Origin of the sequence: Staphylococcus sp. EZ-P03, assembly GCF_003344575.1 — a bacterium.
GTDB classification, from domain to species: Bacteria; Bacillota; Bacilli; order Staphylococcales; family Staphylococcaceae; genus Staphylococcus; species Staphylococcus simulans_B.
In genome coordinates this window covers 1-21,884 of the sequence record NZ_QPMO01000019.1, presented here as the reverse complement: position 1 = coordinate 21,884, position 21,884 = coordinate 1, and the positions used below count along the sequence as shown (strand labels likewise).

The window sequence follows — 21,884 nt, the reverse complement described above, 5'->3', positions numbered from 1 at the left end:
TGATGGGTATTAAGGATTTAAGTAAAAATGATAAAACATATTGGGAATTATCAGATAAAGTCTATAGATTGTATTCCGAACAAAGCGTAGTTAAATTACATGATGGCGATAAAGTAATTCCAATGAAGATAAGAGTAAAACGAATAGATAAAAACAATGGGTTTAAAGCAATGGCGGTATCTCCAATTGATGAACAAGGTAAGGTTGATAACGATACGATTTATATGACTTATGCTGGTACTAGTATTTATGAGGATATAGGTGCAGATCTTGGTGCGGACTTATCCATTTTAGCAGCCCATGGTATGCCCATAAGTATGAAAATGCCTACAAGTCATATTAAAAGATATGCTGATTTGAATCAGACCGTGATTAAAAATAAGCAACTAAAAGGAAATGTTTCAAATATGAGCCAATTTGAAGAAGCGATGATTTGGACGAAATCTGTGCGTCGAACTTTCAAACCTAAAAAGATGTACGGAACAGGTCATAGTTTAGGTGGTGGACAAAGCTTATTAATGGGGGTCATTTTTAATTTTGATAAAGTACGTGTTTATTCTGCACCTAATATCTTTAAGTTATTACCTATAGAAATTCAAAAACATTTTGACAATGATAAGTATAAAAATAAATTTGTGAATTATGTTCATACTTCAGATGCCATAGGTTCAGTTGATTTTGGCTCACCAGATATAGGTAAAAAAGTCGAGCTTTACGCTTCATCCCGATTTGGTCATTTGTTTCATGGCCATGGTCTCGACACATTTAAGTTTATTGGTAATCATCTGATTATAAAAATGGATTATGACAATTTGGAGCTGGTTGCACAAGAATTAGCTAATAAGATATTTTTCTTGGAAAAAGAATTATTAAACTATCATACGTATATAGAAAATAGTGTTAGAAGAGCAAAACAGATTGAACGAAAATACATAGATATTGTTTCAAATGGTAATTATGAATATATTCACAGTGGTGATATAGAAAATTATGTAGCAGAAATATCCAAATCTGGTAAATATGATTTTTATGATAAATATATTTTTGAAGAAATTCAACATCGTATTAGTCAAAGGAAACAACGCCTTATTGAATATTCTCAACAAATTCATCAAACTATCTCTAAAATGAAAGAAGTTGAACATAGAGTAGGCGATTATTTTGGACTACAGTAGGAGGTCTAATATCTATTGAATGAAGAAAAGTATATAGAGGAACAAGAGATTCTTACAAATCTTAAACATAAAATAAAGTCAGAGATTGAAGATATGATTAATGATGAGAAATTAGTCATATCTGGGCATGTAATTGATTTGGATAATTTGTCATCTGATTTAAAAAATATTTGTGAAAAGTTAGATACAATCACTAAGGGTTTAACGTCTGAAAGTATGATAGAAGCGTTGAGCAATCAAAAGAATGAAGTAATCAAAGATAGGGATATTGCGAGAGCAGCTTATATGAGTTGTAAGGTATATCCATGGTAATCATTAATACTCCCGATTTAGTTTTCACTTTAGGAGTGATGACTAAACTGGGAGTATTGATTTGTTCATTATTAACTAGATTTATAAAAACTTGCCGTCTTTATAAATTACTTTTTCTTTTTCGCCATCAATGAATTTGTTGTAGTTGGCTTGTTGGAAATCACTGATAAGTGCTTTAGATGTACCGTATTTAGCCACAGAGCCGTCAAGTTCAAATGTTACGTACATTTTTCTGAAAAGCAGCGCGTCTTTAAGGCGAATCTCGCTGATTTGTGATTTCGGGAAAAGAGATGTTTCAATGAAATTGAAAGTAGTGAACTCTACAGTTAATACTGCAAAGTAATCTTGTTCCCCTAAATAAAAAACGTGCAAGTTATTGCGTTTATTTTGTCCAACTAATAATCTGCCTTTATCAAAAGTTTGTTCTGGATAATGTAGACGCAGAGCTTCTAATATTTCTTCTTCTTTTAGTTTGAATCGCATATATTTTATCCTCTCAATCTTTAGCATTTAAATACATACTATATTAATAGGATAGCTATTGATAGTACCTTTATGAAATTATTTGTTGAAGATTTTGTAAAGTGTATGATCTGTACAATGTTTTGCCGGTTTAATGATAAACTGACGTATGAGAAAGCAGAGTGGTAATTTCATTCATTAAATCGGTAAGTTCTGGTTTGTGATTATCCTTTCTTACAATTGCACATAGTGTGCGTTTAAGTTCTGTATGCGATAAGTTGATCCGTACCCAATGCTCGCTTTCTGACAAACTCATATATTGCGGTGAAATGACATAACCGCGGTTATGCTTAAGCAAGTAATGTGCTAAGCGTTCTGTCGAGATGCGGTAAGTGGTGCATCTTGCGGAAGCTTCAAGTTGATGTATCAGGTGCTGCGGCAAGTCTGACATTAAAAATAATGGTTGAGCATTCAATTGGTTTAATGGCGGATTGACAGTAGCAGTCAATGGATCTTGTTTAGGAACATAAAGTTGATAATTATCTTCGAATAATGGAATGATTTCAATTTCATTATGCTTTTTTAATTGTGATGTCAGATCTGTAAAAGCAACATCTAAATCACGATTCAAAATAGATTTCAGCAATGTCTCATTTTCTTGCATCATTGGAAGCAGTGTAGCGGCATGATCTTTTTCGAACTTTTGTATCAGCAAAGTCAAAAGCTGTGCCACATAACTTTCTACATATCCGATTTTAATCCGTTTGGCTTCTGCTTCTTGTTCATGGCGAAACATCTCTAAAGTTTGTTCTGCTTGTTCTATAATTTTAGTGGCTTGTGTCATAAAACGCTGACCTGCGTCGGTTAAGTAAATGTTGCGTCCATCTCTTCTGAAAAGTTTGGTATTTAATTCTTCTTCTAGTTGAGAGATTTGCCGGCTGATTGCGGATTGGGCGATGTTCAATTCTAAAGCTGCTTCTGATAAATGTTCTCTTTTGGCGACTTCTACGAAGTATTTCAGTTGTTTTAATTCCATGTTATTCTGCACCACGCTTATTGTTCTAAATATTAGAATGATATCATCTAATATTTATATTGAACAGAAGAATGCCCTCCTATATTATATAACTTATCGATAATAATCTGAAAATTCATACAACACGCATATTTAAAGGAGGAGCAAGCATGGCTGAAAATGAGCAAAAGCAAGGTTTGTACGATGCAAGAAACGAACATGATGCTTGCGGCATAGGATTTTATGCAAACATGGACAATTTACGTTCTCACGATATTGTCATCAAGTCGCTGGAAATGCTGCGCCGTCTAGATCACCGCGGGGGAATCGGTGCAGATGGAATGACTGGTGACGGAGCAGGGATTATGACTGAAATTCCATTTAAGTTTTTCAAACAACAGACAGATTTAGACTTGCCTGAAGAGGGCAGCTATGCTGTCGGTTTCTTTTTCACTAATGAACCAATTAAAGGTTCAAGACATGAAACAGTATTTAAAGCATATTTCGAAAGTGAGGGGCTTCGTGTAATCGGGTACCGTGATGTACCTGTCGATGTCACAGCAATTGCACCGCATGTTGCAGAAACAATGCCGGTGATACAACAAGTATTTATTGATTTAAACCACAGTGCTGATGCAGCAAAACGTCTGTATCTTGCACGTAAGCAAATTGAGTTTTACGGAGAAGAACAAGGGTTGGAATTATACTTCACAAGTTTATCTCCTAAGACAATTGTTTATAAAGGTTGGTTGCGTTCTGACCAAATTAAAGGATTATACAACGATTTGAACCACCCTGATTATGAATCAAAATTAGGATTGGTTCACTCTCGATTCAGTACCAACACATTCCCAAGCTGGAAACGTGCGCATCCTAACCGTTTATTAATGCATAACGGAGAAATCAATACGATTCGAGGCAATGTCAACTGGATGCGTGCACGTCAGAAACGTTTGGTTGAAACGATTTTCGATGAAAACGATCGACCGAAAGTGCATGCAGTATTAGATGTGGATGGAAGCGACTCGGCAATTGTAGATAATGCGCTTGAGTTCTTATCATTAGCAATGGAGCCTGAAAAAGCTGCAATGCTGCTCGTGCCGGAACCATGGCAATACAGTAAGGCTAACCAAAGTGCTGTACGTGCTTTTTATGAATACTACAGCTATATGATGGAACCTTGGGATGGTCCGACAATGATTGCCTTTTGCAACGGCGATAAAATCGGAGCATTAACAGACCGTAATGGATTGCGTCCAGGTCGTTATACTGTAACGAAAGATAACTACATTATCTTTTCTTCAGAAGTCGGTGTTATCGATGTAGATGAAGAAGATGTCGCTTTCAAAGGTAGATTGAATCCAGGACGATTGCTGCTTGTAGATTTTGATAAGCATGAAGTGGTGCATAACCATATGCTCAAAGCTGAAATTGCAAGTGAATTACCGTATGAGAAATGGTTGGAATCGCATAAAGTCAATTTAGATCTAAATGTTCCATTTGAAACAAAGGGCTGGGATGTTAAAACAGTCGAACGTCTTCAAAAACAATTCGGTTACACACGCGAAGAAATTTATAAATACATGGCCGAGCTGGTTTCAGGTAAAAAAGATCCTATCGGTGCGATGGGTTATGATGCGCCGCTTGCAGTCTTAAATGAACGACCAGAATCATTATTTAATTACTTCAAGCAGCTCTTTGCACAAGTTACAAACCCGCCGATTGATGCTTACCGTGAAAAAATCGTTACCAGCGAATTATCTTATCTAGGTAAAGAAGGCAACTTGTTATTGCCGGATACAGATGCTTTGAACCGTCTGCAGCTTAAACATCCAGTATTGACTGAAGCACAATTAAAAGTAGCAGAAAACGGACCATTCAGAGCCAAACATTTATCTACGGTATACAGCGGCAGTTTAGAAGATGCACTTGAAGTGTTAAGAGAAAAAGCGGTAGAAGCAGTGAAGCAAGGTTACGATATTTTAGTGTTGGATGACAGCAGTTTAAAATCAGAACCGGGCTATGCAATGCCGATTTTATTAGCAGTCAGCTACTTGCACCAAGCATTAATCACAGAAGATTTAAGACAGGAAACAAGTTTGGTTGCTAAAGGCGGAGAAATTCGCGAAGTACATCATGTTGCATGTCTATTAGGTTACGGTGCTAACGCTGTGGTACCTTATTTAGCACAAGAAACGATTGCGGCACTTGTGGAACAAGGCGAATTGCCGGGACCGGCAGAAGTACAAGTCAAAACTTATACAGATGTATTAGCTGAAGGTGTTATCAAAGTCATGTCTAAGATGGGTATCTCAACAGTTCAAAGTTATCAAGGGGCACAAATCTTTGAAGCGGTTGGTTTATCTCATGATGTCATCGATAAATACTTTACAGGTACACAATCTAAGTTATCTGGTTTAAGCATTGGAATGATCGATGAAGAAAACAAGAAACGTCAAGGACGCAAAGAAGCACACTTGGAATCAGGCAGTACTTTCCAATGGCGTCAACAAGGTCAATACCATGCTTTCAACCCAACTACCATTAGGTTGCTGCAACATGCGTGTCGTGAAAACGACTATGACATGTTCAAAGAATATTCGAAAACAGTGAACGATCATCGTACAGATCGTATCCGTCATTTAATGCAATTCAAAAAACGCACACCAATCAGTATTGATGCTGTTGAACCTATCGAAGACATCGTACATCGCTTTAACACAGGTGCGATGAGTTATGGTTCGATTTCTGCCGAAGCGCATAAAACTTTAGCAGAAGCGATGAACTTGATCGGCGGTAAAAGCAACAGCGGTGAAGGCGGAGAAAACCCTGAACGTTATATCAGAGGTTCAAAAGGAGAAGACTATACAAGTACGATTAAACAAGTCGCATCTGGTCGCTTCGGAGTAACAAGCAATTACTTGCAACACGCTACTGAAATTCAAATTAAAGTAGCACAAGGCGCTAAACCGGGGGAAGGCGGACAGCTGCCAGGTAAAAAAGTCTATCCATGGATTGCTGAGGTGCGTGGGTCAACACCGGGTATCGGCTTGATTTCGCCGCCGCCTCACCACGACATCTATTCAATTGAAGATTTAGCGCAATTGATACATGACTTGAAGAATGCTAATCCAGAAGCGAATATCGCAGTAAAATTAGTATCTAAAAGCGGTGTCGGAACAATCGCAGCAGGTGTCGCAAAAGCCTTTGCCGATAAAATCGTTATCAGCGGTTATGACGGCGGTACAGGTGCTTCGCCTAAAACGAGTATCCAACATGCTGGACTGCCTTGGGAAATCGGTCTAGCAGAAACGCATCAAACATTAATGATGAATGATTTACGTTCACGTATTCGTTTAGAAACGGATGGTAAATTATTAACTGGACACGATGTTGCCTATGCATGTGCATTAGGTGCAGAAGAATTTGGTTTTGCGACTGCACCGCTTGTAGTTTTAGGCTGTGTCATGATGCGTGTGTGTCACAAAGATACATGTCCTGTCGGCGTGGCGACACAAAATGAAGATTTGCGTAAACTCTTTAACGGTCGTGCACATCACGTTGTGAACTTTATGCACTTTATCGCGCAAGAATTACGTGAAGTCTTAGCTGAACTTGGTTTGCGTTCAGTCGAAGAATTAATCGGCCGAACAGATTTATTAGAAGCAAATGCTTCTATTGAAAATGATAAAGCGCGTGCACTAGATGTTGCGCCGCTGCTTCATCAAGAAGAAGGACCTAAATTTAAACAAATCGAACAATTGCATCACTTGGAAAAAGGTTTCGACCAGACAGAACTGATACCTGACGCTAAAGCAGCAATTGAAGCAGGCACTCAATTTAAAGGGACATACAATTTGTGCAACGAACAGCGTGATGTCGGCGTTACTGCGGGCAGTTTGATTACGCGTGCACATGGAGCGGAAGGTTTACCCGAAGATACAATCTATGTTGAAACTACAGGCCATGCAGGCCAAAGCGTTGGTGCATTTACACCTTCAGGATTAACTATTCACCATACAGGTGATGCAAACGACTATGTCGGTAAAGGTTTATCCGGCGGCAAGATCATCATCAACGCGCCAAACGAAGAACGAGAAGAAAATATTATTGCTGGTAACGTGTGCTTCTACGGTGCGACAGCTGGTAAAGCATTTATCAACGGTTATGCCGGTGAACGTTTCTGTATCAGAAACAGCGGTGTGCATGCAGTCGTTGAAGGTATCGGCAACCACGGATTAGAGTACATGACTGGCGGACGTGTCATTGTATTAGGTAATGTTGGAGACAACTTTGGTCAAGGTATGAGCGGCGGTGTTGCTTATATCTTCCCAGAGGATGTAGAACACTTTAAATCTTATTACGCACTTCCAACACTTGATTTTGACACGATTTCTGAACCAGAAGAATTCGAAGTAATCAAAGACATGTTAGAAGAACATGTAAGATACACAGACAGTAAAAAAGCAAAAGCAGTCTTAGCGGACTTTGATAATGTTGCTCAAAAAGTAGTCAAAGTTATTCCGAAAGACTTTAAATTAATGATGCATAAAATCGAAGCGCAAGAACGCAAAACGCATAATCAATCCGAAGCAATTTTGAATGCATTTTATGATGAACGTAAAGCATCTGAAGTAGAAGGACCATTCTCAGTAGTATATTAACGAAACAGAAGGAGTGTTTAGATATGGGTGAATTTAAAGGTTTTATGAAATACGACAAACAAGCACTGCCGGAACTTTCGTTAGCAGAGCGTTTAAAAAATCATCTTCAATTCCAGCAGCGCTTCACTAAAGAAGATGCACAACGTCAAGGTGCGCGATGTATGGATTGCGGAACACCATTTTGCCAAACAGGTCAGCTTGTAGGACGTGAAGCCATCGGGTGTCCGATCGGCAACTACATCCCTGAATGGAATGATTTGGTTTACCGCGGTGATTTCAGAAAGGCTTATGAGAGATTGTCTGAGACAAACAACTTCCCTGATTTTACAGGGCGTGTTTGTCCGGCACCTTGTGAAAATGCATGTGTAATGAAAATCAATCGTGAATCTATCGCAATCAAGGGGATTGAGAGAACAATCATTGACGAAGCATTCGAAAACGGATGGGTACAACCTCGTGTACCAGAACAACGCACAGGACAATCAGTTGCGATTGTCGGCAGCGGACCTGCAGGATTGACAGCTGCTGATGAACTGAATGCTAAAGGGTATGATGTGACAGTTTATGAACGTGCGCATGAACCAGGCGGACTATTAATGTATGGTATTCCTAACATGAAACTTGATAAAGGTGTCGTTCGCCGCAGAATTGATTTGATGAAAGAAGCGGGAGTAAAATTCATCACTAACACTGAAGTCGGTGTAGATATTTCCCGGGAAACATTAGATGAACAATTCGATGCAATTATCGTATGTACAGGTTCGCATCAAGCGAGAGATTTACCGTTAGAAGGGCGTATGGGTCATGGTATTCATTTCGCACTGGATTATTTAACTGAACAAACGCAAATCTTAACAGGTGAATTGAAACCTGAAGATGCGACAATCAGTGCAGAAGGTAAAAATGTAATTGTAATCGGTGCGGGTGATACAGGTGCGGACTGTGTTGCGACAGCTTTACGTGAAAACTGTAAATCTATCGTACAATTCAACAACTTCACTAAATTACCTGAACGCTACGAAATAGAAGGTAATCCATATTGGCCGATGTCTATGCCGGTATTTAAAATGGACTATGCACATACAGAGTACGAAGAAAAATTCGGTTTTGAACCGCGTGCATACGGTGCGAACTCTATGCGTTATGATGTAGATAAACTAGGAAATGTACATGGTGTTTATACACAAACATTGCGTGATCTTCCTGACGGATCTACAGAAATGGATGATACATTACGCCATTGGCCAGCGGACTTAGTTTTGCTTGCAATCGGGTTTATCGGTACTGAAAATACTGTACCGCATGCATTTAATTTGAAAACAGAACGTAATAGTATCGTTGCTAACGATAAAGATTATGCGACAAGCCAGCCTCATATTTTTGCGGCAGGCGATGCACGACGCGGACAAAGTTTAGTTGTTTGGGCAATTAAAGAAGGACGCGGCGTCGCAAAAGCAGTAGACAAATATCTGCAAAAACAAACGGTATTAAATTAATATTTCAATAACACGTATCTTGCGGGGTACGTGTTATTTTATTTAGTTTTTTAAATTGTCAACGCTTTCATATTAAAATAAGGTAAAAATTGATTGACAATTAGAGAAAAATAGAATACAATTGTTCTTGTGCTTATTTGGAGGAATACCCAAGTCCGGCTGAAGGGATCGGTCTTGAAAACCGACAGGGGCTTAACGGCTCGCGGGGGTTCGAATCCCTCTTCCTCCGCCATTAGAATTAAATTCCAAGACTAATAGATATAAAAAGGCAATCATTCAATGTCATGTTGAGTGATTGCCTTTTTAGTTTTTATTTGATAATTTCAGCTGAAAGTTGAATTATAATGACAGCAAATACAAACTGAGCCAAACAGGTTTATTTAAGTACCATTAAAGGAACAACTAATTATTCCTATCAGGAGGTAACAGAAATGAAAATAAAAGTGACAAGTATTTTTGTGGATGATCAAGATCATGCATTAAAGTTTTATACAGAAGTATTAGGATTTGAGAAGAAATCTGATGAACCTGCTGGTGAATATCGCTGGTTGACTGTTGTGTCTAAAGAAGAACCTAATGGCTCTGAACTATTATTAGAGCCGAATGAACATGAAATTGCGAAAAACTATCAAGAAGGCTTGAAAAAAGAAGGTATTCCGTGTGCGTTATTAGACGTAGAAGATGTACAAGCTACATATCAAAACCTTAAAGAACAAGGAGTAGGTTTCACAATGGCACCGATGGAATATGGTAATGTGAAATTTGCGATATTTGATGATACTTGCGGTAATTTGATTCAAATTGTTGAACGTCATGAACAGTAGAATAGTAATTGCTATGAAACGATAATCTTTAATAAGGTTGTCGTTTTTTTTATTTGTCTGCGTATCCTCTTTAAGTATTTGAATGCTGTATGAATATGTATAAGAAAGTATTAATTTAAATGAAAGCCTTTACATAACTTGTCTAGACAAGTATAATAAATTCAAACAAGAAAAACGAGGGAGTGAGTAAGATGGCTGTTAAAGATAAAGATGTAAAAGCGATAGTAAAAGCAATCGGCGGCGCAGAAAACGTAGATACTGCAACGCATTGTGTCACACGATTACGTTTAGTATTAAAGGACGACAATAAGGTTAATAAAGATGAATTAGATGACAACCCGCTGGTTAAAGGACAATTCAAAGCGGATCATCAGTACCAAATTGTCATTGGACCAGGTACTGTAGATGAAGTATACAAACGTTTTATGGATGATATCGGAAAAGATGAAGCTTCTAAAGATGATGTAAAAGCTGCAGCGGCGCAAAAAGGAAATCCAATCCAGCGTCTTGTGAAATTATTAGGAGATATCTTTATTCCGATTTTACCTGCCATCGTGACAGCGGGTCTTTTAATGGGGATTTATAATGTCTTAACGATGAAAGATTTATTCGGTTCTAAGCCATTAGTAGAACAATTCCCGCAAATGGCTGACTTCGCAGATATCGTCAATGTCATTGCGACAACAGCATTTATCTTCTTGCCGGCATTAATTGGTTGGAGCAGTATGCGTGTGTTCGGAGGAAATCCAGTACTCGGGTTAGTATTAGGACTTGTGTTAATGCATCCGCAGTTAATCTCTCAGTATTCATTGAATGAAGGATCAAAGATTCCGGTATGGCATATTTTTGGTTTAGATATTAAACAGTTGAACTATCAAGGACAAGTTTTACCGGTATTATTAGCGTCTTACGTTTTAGCACAAATTGAAAAAGCTTTGAACAAGGTCGTACATGATTCGATTAAGATGCTGGTCGTAGGACCTATCGCATTGCTTGTGACAGGTTTCCTAGCATTCTTAGTGATTGGACCTATCGCATTGTGGGTCGGTACAGGTATTACTAACGTTGTAACATTCCTATTCGAACATGCAGGTTGGTTAGGAGGCGCAATTTACGGTTTATTCTATGCGCCGCTTGTTATTACAGGTCTGCATCATATGTTCTTAGCAGTAGACTTCCAATTAATGGGTTCAAGCTTAAAAGGTACTTACTTATGGCCGATTCTCGCAATTTCAAATATCTGCCAAGGTTCAGCAGCCTTCGGTGCTTGGTTTGTCTATAAATGCCGTAAAATGGTTAAAGAAGAAGGTTTAGCTTTAACTTCTAGTATTTCTGGTTTCTTAGGCGTGACTGAACCTGCGATGTTTGGTGTGAATATTCCATTGAAATATCCATTCGTCGCAGCTATCCTTACTTCAGGTGTATTAGGGGCATTTATCGGTGCCAGCAAAGTCTTAGGTAACGTTGGTGTCGGCGGTGTGCCCGCAATCATTTCGATTCAAAAAGATTTCTGGCTTGTTTATGGTATCTGTACAGTAATTGCAGTTATCGTGCCGGCAATTTTAACAGTAGTTTTCTCTAAGTTTGCGAAAAACAAAGCAAAAGAAATGGTAGACTAAATTTAAGCATAGCAACGCAAGCTAACCATGAAAGTGATGAAAAGTATAAAACAGAACATCGTGCAGAGGGTGTTCTGTTTTTTTACAATAGAAAGGTAAAGGTGGTCATTTTATGAAGAAACAAGATATAAGAAAATCAGTGGTCTATCAAATTTATCCTAAATCATTTAACGACACGACAGGTAATGGTGCAGGGGATTTAAACGGGATTATTGAAAAAATGGATTACCTTGAATATTTAGGTGTTGATTATCTATGGCTCACACCGGTTTATCGTTCTCCAATGAATGATAATGGTTATGATATCAGTGATTACTATAATGTAAATGAAGCATTCGGCACAAAAGAAGATTTAAAACGCTTATTAGATACAGCACATGATCACAATTTGAAAGTAATGATGGATATTGTGATTAACCATACTTCTACAGAACATGAATGGTTCAAAGAAGCAATCTCCTCAAAAGGCAATCCTTATAGAGATTATTACTTCTTCCGTAAGTCCGCAAAAGAAGGCGTGCCGCCAACAAACTGGGAATCAAAATTCGGAGGCAATGCATGGAAATATGATGAAGCAACGGATGAATACTACTTGCATCTGTTTGACGTTACTCAAGCGGATTTAAACTGGGAAAATCCTAAAGTACGAGAAGCCCTTTATGACATGATCAATTACTGGATAGACTTCGGAGTAGATGGGTTCCGTTTTGATGTCATCAATTTGATTTCAAAAGGCGAATTTAAAGATTCAGATAAAATCGGTAAAGAGTTTTATACAGACGGCCCGCGTGTGCATGAATTTATTCATGAAATGAACCGCAATACATTCGGAGGCAAAGACTTGATGACGGTCGGAGAAATGTCTTCCACAACGATCGATAATTGTATTAAATATACAAATCCAAAACGCGAAGAGTTGAGCAGTGTTTTCAACTTCCATCATTTAAAGGTTGATTATGAAGATGGAGAAAAATGGACATTAGCAGATTTCGATTTTATCGCATTGAAACGTATTTTAATGGAATGGCAGCTCGGTATCTATGAAGGCAATGGCTGGAATGCGATTTTCTGGTGCAACCATGACCAACCGCGTGTTGTTTCCCGTTTCGGAGATGATTCAACGGAAGAATTGCGTCAAAAGAGTGCGAAAATGTTAGCAGTAGCATTACACATGCTTCAAGGTACTCCATATATTTATCAAGGTGAAGAAATCGGAATGACAAACCCGCACTTTACACACATTGATCAATATCGTGATGTAGAATCATTGAATGCCTATCAGAATTTAAAAGACAAAGGATATGATGAAACAAAAATCATGCAGATTTTAGCACAGAAATCTCGTGATAATTCACGTACGCCGATGCAATGGACAGCAGGTGAAAATGCTGGATTTACCAGTGGTACACCATGGATAGATATTCCAGAGAATTATCGCCATATCAATGTTGAAGATGATATAGAAAATGAACATTCTATCTTACAAACCTATCGCGAATTAATTCGCTTGCGTCATGAACATGATATTATTACTTATGGAGCGATTACACCTATGTATATGGAAGATCCGAACTTGATGATTTATCAACGTTCGTATCAAGGTGAAACTTGGTTAGTGATTGCGAACTTTAGTAAAGATGCAGTCACATTGCCTAAAGACCTGTATACTGAAGGTAAAGTGATAATAGAATGCGGTTCAATCACAAATGGCGAGATTGAAGGCTATGGTGCTATTGTGATTGCGAATAACGATTAAAGAATAGAGTGAGAGTTATGATTACGAAACCTAAGAAATTCACAAAGATTTATGATGAATTAAAAGCACAAATCGTAAATATGCAATTGAGTTACGGCGATCAATTACCTTCTGAACATGAATTAGTGGAGAAGTACCATGCTTCACGTGAAACGGTACGACGTGCATTAAATTTACTTGTAAGCGAAGGAATGATTCAGAAGATACGCGGCAAAGGTTCGATTGTGATTTATCAAGGCGTCAAAGAGTTTCCGTTTTCTAAATTAACCAGCTTCAAAGAAGTACAAGAGAATTTAGGAATAGTACTTGAAACAGAAGTGAAGCTGCTGGAAACTTTAAAAGCGCATGAAGTACCTGATGTGCAGCAAGCATTAGATTTAAAAGGTCATGAAACACTATGGCATCTTGTGCGCTACCGTAAAATGGATGGACGTGTCAAAATTATTGATGAAGACTATCTGTCAGCTGCCATTGTACCGGGTCTAACTGAAAGCATTGCACTCGATTCGCTATACGATTATATTGAACGCCAACTTGGGCTTGAAATCAGCTACTCTAGCAAAGCTATAACTTTTGAAGCATTTGAAGACTCGGAATATGAAGCATTTGGAGATGTTAATCCACCATACACAGCTACTGTAAGAGGTGTTGTACATTTGAAAGACACCACAAAATTTCAATACAATATCGCAAAACACATTGCGACAGAGTTTAGATTTGTGGATTTCTCAAGAAGATAAAGCAGAGACAGAGGGTGCGAAGAAAGATAATTTGACTCTAATTTCTGTTTAAATTAACCCAGGTTTAACAAATTATTAATGCTTGCATTACGACCTTAAAATATAGTATGATAAAACTTGCCGTGCTAGGTGGGGAGGTAGCGGTTCCCTATTCTCGAAATCCGCTTATGCGAGACTGAATACTTTGCCTAGGGTGTGTACTTGTGAAGTCTGCCCAAAGCACGAGGTGTTTGAAGATTTCGGTCCTATGCAATATGAACCCATGAATCATGTCAGGTCCTGACGGAAGCAGCATTAAGTGGATTCTCATATGTGCCGTAGGGTAGCCGAAATTTAGCTGTCGACTTTGGTAACGTTCATGATACACATTCGAAGCAAAGTTGCGCGGTATTTTTATTTTTAAATAAATGATAAAAATGCTTTCTTATTTTATGAGACGAATCAATCGTTAAAATAAGAAAGCATTTTTTTGCGTTTGAAAATAATAAATAACTGGACCTATGCTGTCTTCTCTGAAATCTATAATATGTTTTGAAAGATTTATTATACGAGGAGGAAAAGTATGAAAAAACTAATGGCGTTTTGTTTAGGACTTATTATTTTGTTGGCAGCATGCGGGAATAAGGTAGATGGCACATATAGTAATAGTGACATTAGAGTTACAGCAAACAGTGAATCAGGCAATGCGACAATGATTATTAAAGCGATGCAATCTGAAGGGTTCTTTGGTGTAGGAGAAAATGACGGAGAATTTAATGGAACTGTTGATAAAGACAATGGAACTATGAACTTTGATATTCAAAATAGAACGATGAAATTGAAGTACAAAGTCAAAGGGGATAAATTAATCATTGAAGATCCTAGTGGTGATACGAAAGACAAATTAGAGTTAACAAAAGAATAGCTGTTGTCTACTATTGAATAGATGAGACAGCAATATAAAAAGAAACAGGCTGAAAATACACTTGATTGTGTGCATTTATCCTGTTTCTTTTAGTTTCTAGCTATTAGATTTCGCAGCATCTACTAAGTATTTTGCGAACTCAGTGATTTGTTTTTGTTTCTCAGAATCTTCCATATAAAGTACACCGTATTCAATCATTTGGTTAAAAGGTGCACCTATCGGAACGGTTGTAATCATATTGCGTTGATAGAAGGGAGTACTTTCTACCATTAAATCGGATAAGATACTCATGCCGAGTCCTTCGGCGACAGAGTTGAAGAGTACGCCGACATTATTAGTAGAGAACAGTAAGTTGATAGCGTTGTTCTTTTCTTCGAACTTTTTGATGTTCTGTTTATAGAAATTGCGATCATATAGGATGAAGGGGAATCCTTTAATATCGCTGAGCGACAATTTGCTGAGATAGGCAAGTTTAGAGTCTTTAGGCACAATGGCAGTAAAGCCGCTTGAGAATAAAGGATCGTAATGTGCCCCTGTAACTTCTAAGTCGCCTTCTTGAAGCACGGTATATAAACCGATGTCTACTTCACCATTTACAACAGATTGGCGGACTTCATGATTTTCAGCTTCTGTAATCTGTACATCAATATTAGGATTGTCTCTTTTGAAAGCGGCTAATACACTTGGGACAATTGTCATAAATAGACTAGGTACGGTCGCAATTGAAAGCGAACCATCCATATTCGAATTGAGTGTATCGATTTTTTCATATAAATTTTCCTCTTGTTCCAACATATCTAATATGAGGGGGTAGATGTTTTTCCCAAGCGGTGTCAGTGTTGTACCGCTCTTTTGTCTTTGGAAGAGTTTGATTCCGAGTGAAGTTTCTAGGTTAGATATCGACTGGCTTAAAGCGGACTGTGTAATGTGAAGCAATGTTGCGGCTTTAGTAATAGAGCCTGTTTCTGCAATAGCTTTCACATGGTGCAATTGTGCGAAATTCATGGTAATGCTCCTTATAGATTAGTAATACTTATGTATTCATTAACATTATCCATTATACATTAGTAATCTTTATGTTTATAATAGCATTATTGAAATTTTAGTAACAAATCATAGAGGGAGTGCGCATAAAATGTATCGCAATTTATGGACAAAAGATTTTATGTTCATTACAATCATCAACTTTTTAATGTATATCATTCATTATGCATTAATCGTAACAGTTACAGCGTTTACGATAGATACCTTCCACGCAGGTGAAGGTATGGGCGGATTAGCCGCAGGTATCTTTATTATCGGGATGTTATTCGGTCGGTTATTTACCGGGAAATACATCGATAACCTTAATTTGAAAAAGACATTGTTTATAGGTCTTGTCTTTTCATTCGTTGCGATTGGTTTGTACTTCCTGATTAATAGTTTATTCGTATTGATTATCGTGCGATTAATTCATGGTATTGCTTTTGGTATGTCGTCTACGACAACAGGTACTTATTCTTCAACTATCGTACCTGAAGATCGTAAGGGTGAAGGCATTGGTTATTATGCACTAAGTACGACAGTTGCTTCGGCAGTAGGACCTTTCTTAGGTATTATTATCAACCAAAACTTTAGTTTCGAAAGCAACTTTATCGTTTGTTTAGTCTGCATTGTATTAGCCGGTGTACTCGCACTCTTCATTACCAATATCAAACAGCCTAAGGTTGACGAAGAAAATGAAGAAATTGAACCAGACAAAGGCTTAAGTCAATTCTTGCAGAAGGAAGCAATGCCGATTTCTATCGTAGTAGTCTTTGTAGGTATTGCCTACTCCAGTGTGCTCGCGTTTATTGATTCATATGCCAGTCATATTGGTTTAGCCGCAGCAGCCAGCTTCTTCTTTGTTGTCTATGCGGCAAGTACGTTTATTGTCCGTCCGATCACAGGTAAAATATTCGATAATTATGGGGCGAATAAAGTGGTTTATCCAGTACTTGTGTTATTCGTAATCGGATTAGCTTTATTAAGTATTACGCATAGCAGTTGGATGCTGCTGTTCTCAGCAATCTTTATTGGTATCGGTTATGGTACAATCTTGCCATCCTTCCAAACAATTGCAATTCAAGCTTCTCCAACTAAGAAGATAGGACTTGCAACATCTACCTTCTACATTTTTGCAGATTTAGGGGCAGGCGCAGGTCCGACATTGCTGGGCTTATTAATCGGCGGTGTAGGCTATCGTAATTTATATTTACTCATGGCAGCATTGCTTGTCTTTGTTATTGTACTGTATTACTTCTTGCATGGACGCAAGCACATTACAATGGAATACTAATGAAAATACGATGTGTCTCTTTATTGATAGACACATCGTATTTTTAATGGTGCAGCTTTATTTAAGACAATCAAATAGGGTTGCGATGTTCAAATTATTGTTCATCGCAACCCTATCTTCATTTAACCTTCTGATTCAGTTGTAAGCTGAAGTATATGAATAACGCCCCGCATACAAACCCGGGGATAATCATCCAGATATTTTGTACTTTTGAAAAACTCACAATACAGAGGACGATAAATATAATACCGATTAATAGATATACTTTGTTTTTAATCATCTGAAACATCCTCTCTTTAGCTTTTATTATTGGAAGTGTGAAAACATTTCACGTGGATTACTCATTATCTTACCATAGTATTTACAATAATTTTACAAAATTTACATGCACTTTCAATAAATTGTACTTAAGTCGCAGATAAAAGGGGAGCATTCATTACAGAGAGGTATTAATAAGACAAAGTGAAGAATTACGTTATAATAAACCTATCACTTTGACGAAAAACGGAGGGGAACGTATGCAGATATTTCTAGGTACAGTAACAGAGAACGATTATCCAGTCATTGCACACTTGAAAGATAAGAAAGATAGTGAGGGACTCTTCGAAGGGGAATATTATGAAGATAACTTGCGAGAATTACGTCAATTGCCAAACTATAATCATGATTTTGAGATGATTGCACGTACAGATGATAATGAAATCGTCGGCCATATTTTGTTAATGCAAGAATTGATTCGAAATGAAGAGGATATTCAACGTCCTTTAATGATTAAGTCGCTGTCGGTAAAAGAAGATTATCGTGAATATGGAATCGGCAAAGCATTAGTCGAAGCTGCAGAGAGCCGAGCGAAAGAAGCGGGCTATAATGAAATTATTGTAGAAGGTGAGCCTGATTATTTCAGATCGCTTGGGTTTGTACCATTAACAGATTTTAGTGTAGAGGTGCCTGAAGGGGAAGCTATCGACCAGTATAGTGTTTACTTGTTATGGGATACACTAGATGCGAATCCGCAAGGACAATTGATTTTTGAAAATGAAGTGTAGTTTCTATCATCGCGTTCTGTCCTTTACGCGTGCTATAATAATGTTGATTTGTATCCGGAGGTGCGAAAGTGAATTATCAAGCTTTATATAGAATGTATCGGCCGCAAAGCTTTGAAGATGTGGTCGGACAAGAGCATGTAACGAAAACACTCCGCAACGCAATCGCTAAAGGAAAGCAATCGCATGCGTATATTTTCAGCGGACCCAGAGGTACGGGTAAGACAAGTATTGCGAAAGTATTTGCGAAAGCGATCAACTGTCCTAACAGTGTTGACGGAGAACCCTGCAATGAATGTGAAATATGCAAGAGTATCACACAAGGTTCAAACTCGGATGTGATTGAAATTGACGCCGCAAGTAATAATGGTGTCGATGAAATCAGAAACATTCGTGATAAAGTTAAATACGCACCATCACAATCTAAGTATAAGGTCTACATTATAGATGAGGTGCATATGCTGACGACAGGTGCATTTAACGCACTGTTGAAAACATTAGAAGAACCGCCGGCACATGCTATCTTTATCCTGGCGACGACTGAACCGCATAAAATCCCGCCGACTATTATTTCACGTGCGCAACGTTTTGATTTTAAAGCAATCGGTTTAGAACAGATTACAGATCGTTTGCGCTATGTGGCACAGTCTCAAAATATAGCGTTCGACGAAGAGGCCATTACCTTTATTGCGAAGGCTTCTGAAGGCGGTATGCGTGACGCGTTAAGCATTATGGACCAAGCGATTGCATTCGGCGATGAACATTTAACGTTGCAAGATGCTTTGAATGTGACAGGCAGCGTAGATGAAGCTTCATTAAATGAATTGATGAATGATGTTGCAAACGGCGAAGTGAAAGATGCATTCGTGCGTTACCATCAATTTATTAAAGACGGCAAAGAAGTGAATCGTTTAATCAACGATTTGATTTACTTTGTACGTGATACGATTATGAATAAAACAGCACAACAAGATGCAGAATATGATGCATTGATGCGTTTTGATCTAGATACACTGTATAAAATGATAGACCTCATCAATGACACATTAGTCTCTGTACGCTTTAGTGTAAATCAAAATGTACACTTTGAAGTCCTGCTGGTTAAAATGGCAGAACTCATTAAATCCGGCGGAGAAGCGCCAGCTGCATCAGAAGCACCCGCAGCTGTACAACCTGCAGCCCCAGCAACGAATGATGTAAACAGTGCATTGCTTCAGCGGTTAGAACACTTAGAACAAGAACTGCATGCGTTGAAACAGCAAGGCGGCACACAAGTCAATACGCCGCCTAAACAACAATCTTCTTCAAGAGGACGCCGCAAGAGCAAGAACAGCTTCTCTATGACTCAAATTGCAAAAGTCTTAGACAATGCGAATAAAGAAGATATTCAATTGTTGAAAGAGCATTGGCAAGAAGTAATTGATCATGCGAAGAATAACAATCAAAAAGCATTGGTCAGTCTATTGCAAAATTCAATTCCTGTTGCGGCAAGCGAAAAGAGTGTGCTTGTACAATTTGAAGCAGAGATACACTGTGAGATTGTTAATGAGGACGATGAAAAACGTAAAAATTTAGAAGAAGTCGTACGCAGTATTATCAATAAAGATGTTAAAGTTGTAGGAGTGCCTGCAGATCAATGGCTGCAAGTACGTTCTGAATATATTAAAAACCGAAAGCGCGGCAACACATCGAATGGCGGCAATGCTGAGGCAGAACAAGCTGCACCGAAAAATGATGATATTGTGCAAAAAGCTAAGGATATGTTTGGTGAAGATACTGTACATGTCATGGATGAAGAATAAAGAGAGATGCCTTATACTAAGGCACCATCATTGTCGAAAGACGTGACGGCTTTGTGTTATAATTTGCATATCAATAGAAGAGATATAAGAGTATGTCATGTGTTTCTACTATATAAATGCAGAAAATCACAACGCAGCAAGTTGGATGATGTGATGCTCTTGATATCTTTACCATATGTTGAATAACAAACAAGAATCTAAGGAGGAAATGTATTATGCGCGGTGGCGGAAATATGCAACAAATGATGAAACAAATGCAGAAAATGCAAAAGAAAATGGCTGAAGAGCAAGAAAAATTAAAAGATGAACGAGTAAAAGGAACTGCAGGCGGCGGTATGGTTACAGTTACAGTAACTGGTCATAAAGAAGTCGTAGATGTAGAGATTAATGAAGAAGCGGTCGACCCAGATGATGTTGAAATGCTTCAAGATTTAGTGTTAGCAGCAACAAACGAAGCGATGAACAAAGCAGATGAACTCACATCAGAACGTTTAGGCAAACACACTAAAGGCTTGAACATTCCTGGAATGTGATAAAACATGCATTATCCAGAACCGATTTCTAAACTGATTGATAGTTTCATGAAATTGCCAGGCATTGGGCCCAAGACGGCGCAACGTCTGGCATTTCATGTATTAGATATGAAAGAAGACGATGTCGTTCAATTTGCGAAGTCATTAGTTGATGTGAAACGCGAACTGACTTATTGCAGTGTTTGCGGTCATATTACTGAAGAAGATCCTTGTTATATTTGCCAAGACAAACAGAGAGACCGTTCTGTTATTTGTGTGGTTGAAGATGATAAGGATGTTATCGCAATGGAAAAAATGAAAGAATACAAAGGTCTTTATCATGTATTGCATGGTGCGATTTCTCCAATGGATGGTATAGGACCTGAAGACATTAATATTCCTTCATTAATAGAACGATTAAAAGATGACGAAGTTAAAGAATTGATTCTTGCAATGAATCCTAACCTCGAAGGTGAATCAACAGCTATGTATATTTCACGACTTGTGAAGCCGATTGGTATTAAGGTTACACGATTAGCACAAGGTTTATCAGTGGGCGGAGATCTAGAATATGCCGATGAGGTGACTTTATCGCGTGCGATTGCAGGGAGAACAGAAATGTAAAATAAGTGCAGAGGAGTAATAATACTAGTGCCTTAACCTAGTATTATGCCCTACTGCACTTTTTTTAAACTTTTTTAGGAAAAAATAAAGTTTGTGTTTGAGGTAATTGTTAAGGAATTGTGAAGTGGTTGAAAAGAGAATGCTTTCTAAAACACGAACGTTAATAAACAACGAGTTATAAAAGTACGGGAAAAGGCGTAAGGACAAGGGTTTCGAGGCGTAAATTTCAATTTTCGGGGGTTGCAATTCATCTAGAATGATAGTATAGTTAATATCTGTTGAGCGAACGAAACAAATTCTTCAACAAAGATTTACAAAATTAACTTCAAAAAACTTTTAAAAAAGTGTTGACTTTAGTTTTGGAAAAGCGTATAATTATTTCTTGTGAGTCGCAAAAAACGACTTAAAGAAAACGAAATGAACATTGAAAACTGAATGACAATATGTCAACGTTAATTCCAAATTAACAAACGTTTTAAACGTTTTATAACAAATAGTTTTTTATGAGCTAGTCAAACATCATAAACTTTTATGGAGAGTTTGATCCTGGCTCAGGATGAACGCTGGCGGCGTGCCTAATACATGCAAGTCGAGCGAACAGACGAGGAGCTTGCTCCTC

17 protein-coding genes, 1 tRNA gene, 1 rRNA gene and 1 other RNA gene are annotated in these 21,884 nt (G+C 38.0%); 17 read left to right on the top strand and 3 right to left on the bottom strand.

What is annotated here, in order from left to right; translation table 11 throughout:
• Positions 1-2 precede the first annotated feature (2 nt).
• Entirely contained in the window at positions 3-1,175 is a 1,173-nt protein-coding gene (locus DVJ99_RS09680; protein WP_114604046.1) for a hypothetical protein, read from the top strand.
• Between the two features lie 15 nt (positions 1,176-1,190).
• Positions 1,191-1,487 carry a hypothetical protein gene (locus DVJ99_RS09675; RefSeq protein WP_114604045.1) on the top strand — a complete coding sequence of 99 codons (297 nt, stop codon included), beginning with the start codon at positions 1,191-1,193 and terminating at the stop codon, positions 1,485-1,487.
• A gap of 81 nt (positions 1,488-1,568) precedes the next feature.
• On the opposite strand, the gene DVJ99_RS09670 is transcribed toward DVJ99_RS09675, so the two are convergent.
• Together DVJ99_RS09670 and gltC are read right to left on the bottom strand one after the other, a co-directional pair.
• The gene (locus DVJ99_RS09670) at positions 1,569-1,970 is read right to left on the bottom strand and encodes a hypothetical protein (protein ID WP_114604044.1); all 402 of its coding nucleotides are present in this window, start codon (positions 1,968-1,970) and stop codon (positions 1,569-1,571) included.
• A 130-nt stretch (positions 1,971-2,100) separates the two neighbouring features.
• Complete coding sequence (gene gltC / locus DVJ99_RS09665) at positions 2,101-2,985, bottom strand: glutamate biosynthesis transcriptional regulator GltC (protein ID WP_114604043.1); 885 nt, start codon at positions 2,983-2,985, stop codon at positions 2,101-2,103.
• Between the two features lie 149 nt (positions 2,986-3,134).
• Between gltC and gltB the strand changes: the two genes are divergently transcribed.
• The 9 genes from gltB to DVJ99_RS09620 all read left to right on the top strand — a co-directional run bounded on the left by gltB (position 3,135) and on the right by DVJ99_RS09620 (position 14,967).
• Positions 3,135-7,628 (top strand): glutamate synthase large subunit, encoded by a 4,494-nt coding sequence (gene gltB, locus DVJ99_RS09660; protein ID WP_114604042.1) that lies wholly within the window; start codon positions 3,135-3,137, stop codon positions 7,626-7,628.
• A 23-nt stretch (positions 7,629-7,651) separates the two neighbouring features.
• Positions 7,652-9,124: a glutamate synthase subunit beta gene (locus DVJ99_RS09655; RefSeq protein WP_114604041.1), complete on the top strand. Its 1,473-nt coding sequence runs from the start codon at positions 7,652-7,654 to the stop codon at positions 9,122-9,124.
• A 139-nt stretch (positions 9,125-9,263) separates the two neighbouring features.
• Positions 9,264-9,356, top strand: a tRNA-Ser gene (locus tag DVJ99_RS09650).
• Between the two features lie 199 nt (positions 9,357-9,555).
• Positions 9,556-9,948, top strand: coding sequence for a VOC family protein (locus tag DVJ99_RS09645; RefSeq protein ID WP_105994507.1), 393 nt, complete (start codon positions 9,556-9,558; stop codon positions 9,946-9,948).
• Positions 9,949-10,139: 191 nt separating this feature from the next.
• Positions 10,140-11,567: a PTS system trehalose-specific EIIBC component gene (gene treP, locus DVJ99_RS09640; RefSeq protein ID WP_114604040.1), complete on the top strand. Its 1,428-nt coding sequence runs from the start codon at positions 10,140-10,142 to the stop codon at positions 11,565-11,567.
• A 112-nt stretch (positions 11,568-11,679) separates the two neighbouring features.
• Positions 11,680-13,323 (top strand): alpha,alpha-phosphotrehalase, encoded by a 1,644-nt coding sequence (gene treC, locus DVJ99_RS09635; RefSeq protein WP_114604039.1) that lies wholly within the window; start codon positions 11,680-11,682, stop codon positions 13,321-13,323.
• 17 nt (positions 13,324-13,340) lie between these two features.
• Positions 13,341-14,063 carry a trehalose operon repressor gene (gene treR / locus DVJ99_RS09630; protein ID WP_114604038.1) on the top strand — a complete coding sequence of 241 codons (723 nt, stop codon included), beginning with the start codon at positions 13,341-13,343 and terminating at the stop codon, positions 14,061-14,063.
• Positions 14,064-14,183: 120 nt separating this feature from the next.
• An RNA gene (gene ffs / locus DVJ99_RS09625) (signal recognition particle sRNA large type) lies at positions 14,184-14,451 on the top strand.
• 174 nt (positions 14,452-14,625) lie between these two features.
• A complete protein-coding gene (locus tag DVJ99_RS09620; RefSeq protein WP_105994511.1) occupies positions 14,626-14,967 on the top strand; it encodes a hypothetical protein in 342 nt (113 codons plus the stop codon).
• A gap of 96 nt (positions 14,968-15,063) precedes the next feature.
• Here DVJ99_RS09620 and DVJ99_RS09615 read toward each other — a convergent pair whose 3' ends face one another.
• Positions 15,064-15,972: a LysR family transcriptional regulator gene (locus tag DVJ99_RS09615; RefSeq protein WP_114604037.1), complete on the bottom strand. Its 909-nt coding sequence runs from the start codon at positions 15,970-15,972 to the stop codon at positions 15,064-15,066.
• A 130-nt stretch (positions 15,973-16,102) separates the two neighbouring features.
• Here DVJ99_RS09615 and DVJ99_RS09610 point away from each other — a divergent pair, with 130 nt between their 5' ends.
• The 6 genes from DVJ99_RS09610 to DVJ99_RS09585 all read left to right on the top strand — a co-directional run.
• On the top strand, positions 16,103-17,284 hold the full coding sequence (locus DVJ99_RS09610) for an MFS transporter (protein WP_114604036.1): 1,182 nt from the start codon (positions 16,103-16,105) through the stop codon (positions 17,282-17,284).
• 518 nt (positions 17,285-17,802) lie between these two features.
• Positions 17,803-18,330: a GNAT family N-acetyltransferase gene (locus DVJ99_RS09605; protein ID WP_105994514.1), complete on the top strand. Its 528-nt coding sequence runs from the start codon at positions 17,803-17,805 to the stop codon at positions 18,328-18,330.
• A gap of 92 nt (positions 18,331-18,422) precedes the next feature.
• Positions 18,423-20,129, top strand: a complete 1,707-nt coding sequence (gene dnaX / locus DVJ99_RS09600; protein WP_481900535.1) for a DNA polymerase III subunit gamma/tau — start codon at positions 18,423-18,425, stop codon at positions 20,127-20,129.
• 215 nt (positions 20,130-20,344) lie between these two features.
• Positions 20,345-20,662 carry a YbaB/EbfC family nucleoid-associated protein gene (locus DVJ99_RS09595; RefSeq protein WP_002480398.1) on the top strand — a complete coding sequence of 106 codons (318 nt, stop codon included), beginning with the start codon at positions 20,345-20,347 and terminating at the stop codon, positions 20,660-20,662.
• 6 nt (positions 20,663-20,668) lie between these two features.
• Positions 20,669-21,265 (top strand): recombination mediator RecR, encoded by a 597-nt coding sequence (recR, locus tag DVJ99_RS09590; protein WP_105994516.1) that lies wholly within the window; start codon positions 20,669-20,671, stop codon positions 21,263-21,265.
• A gap of 528 nt (positions 21,266-21,793) precedes the next feature.
• Positions 21,794-21,884: ribosomal RNA gene (locus DVJ99_RS09585) — 16S ribosomal RNA — on the top strand; the annotation flags it as partial.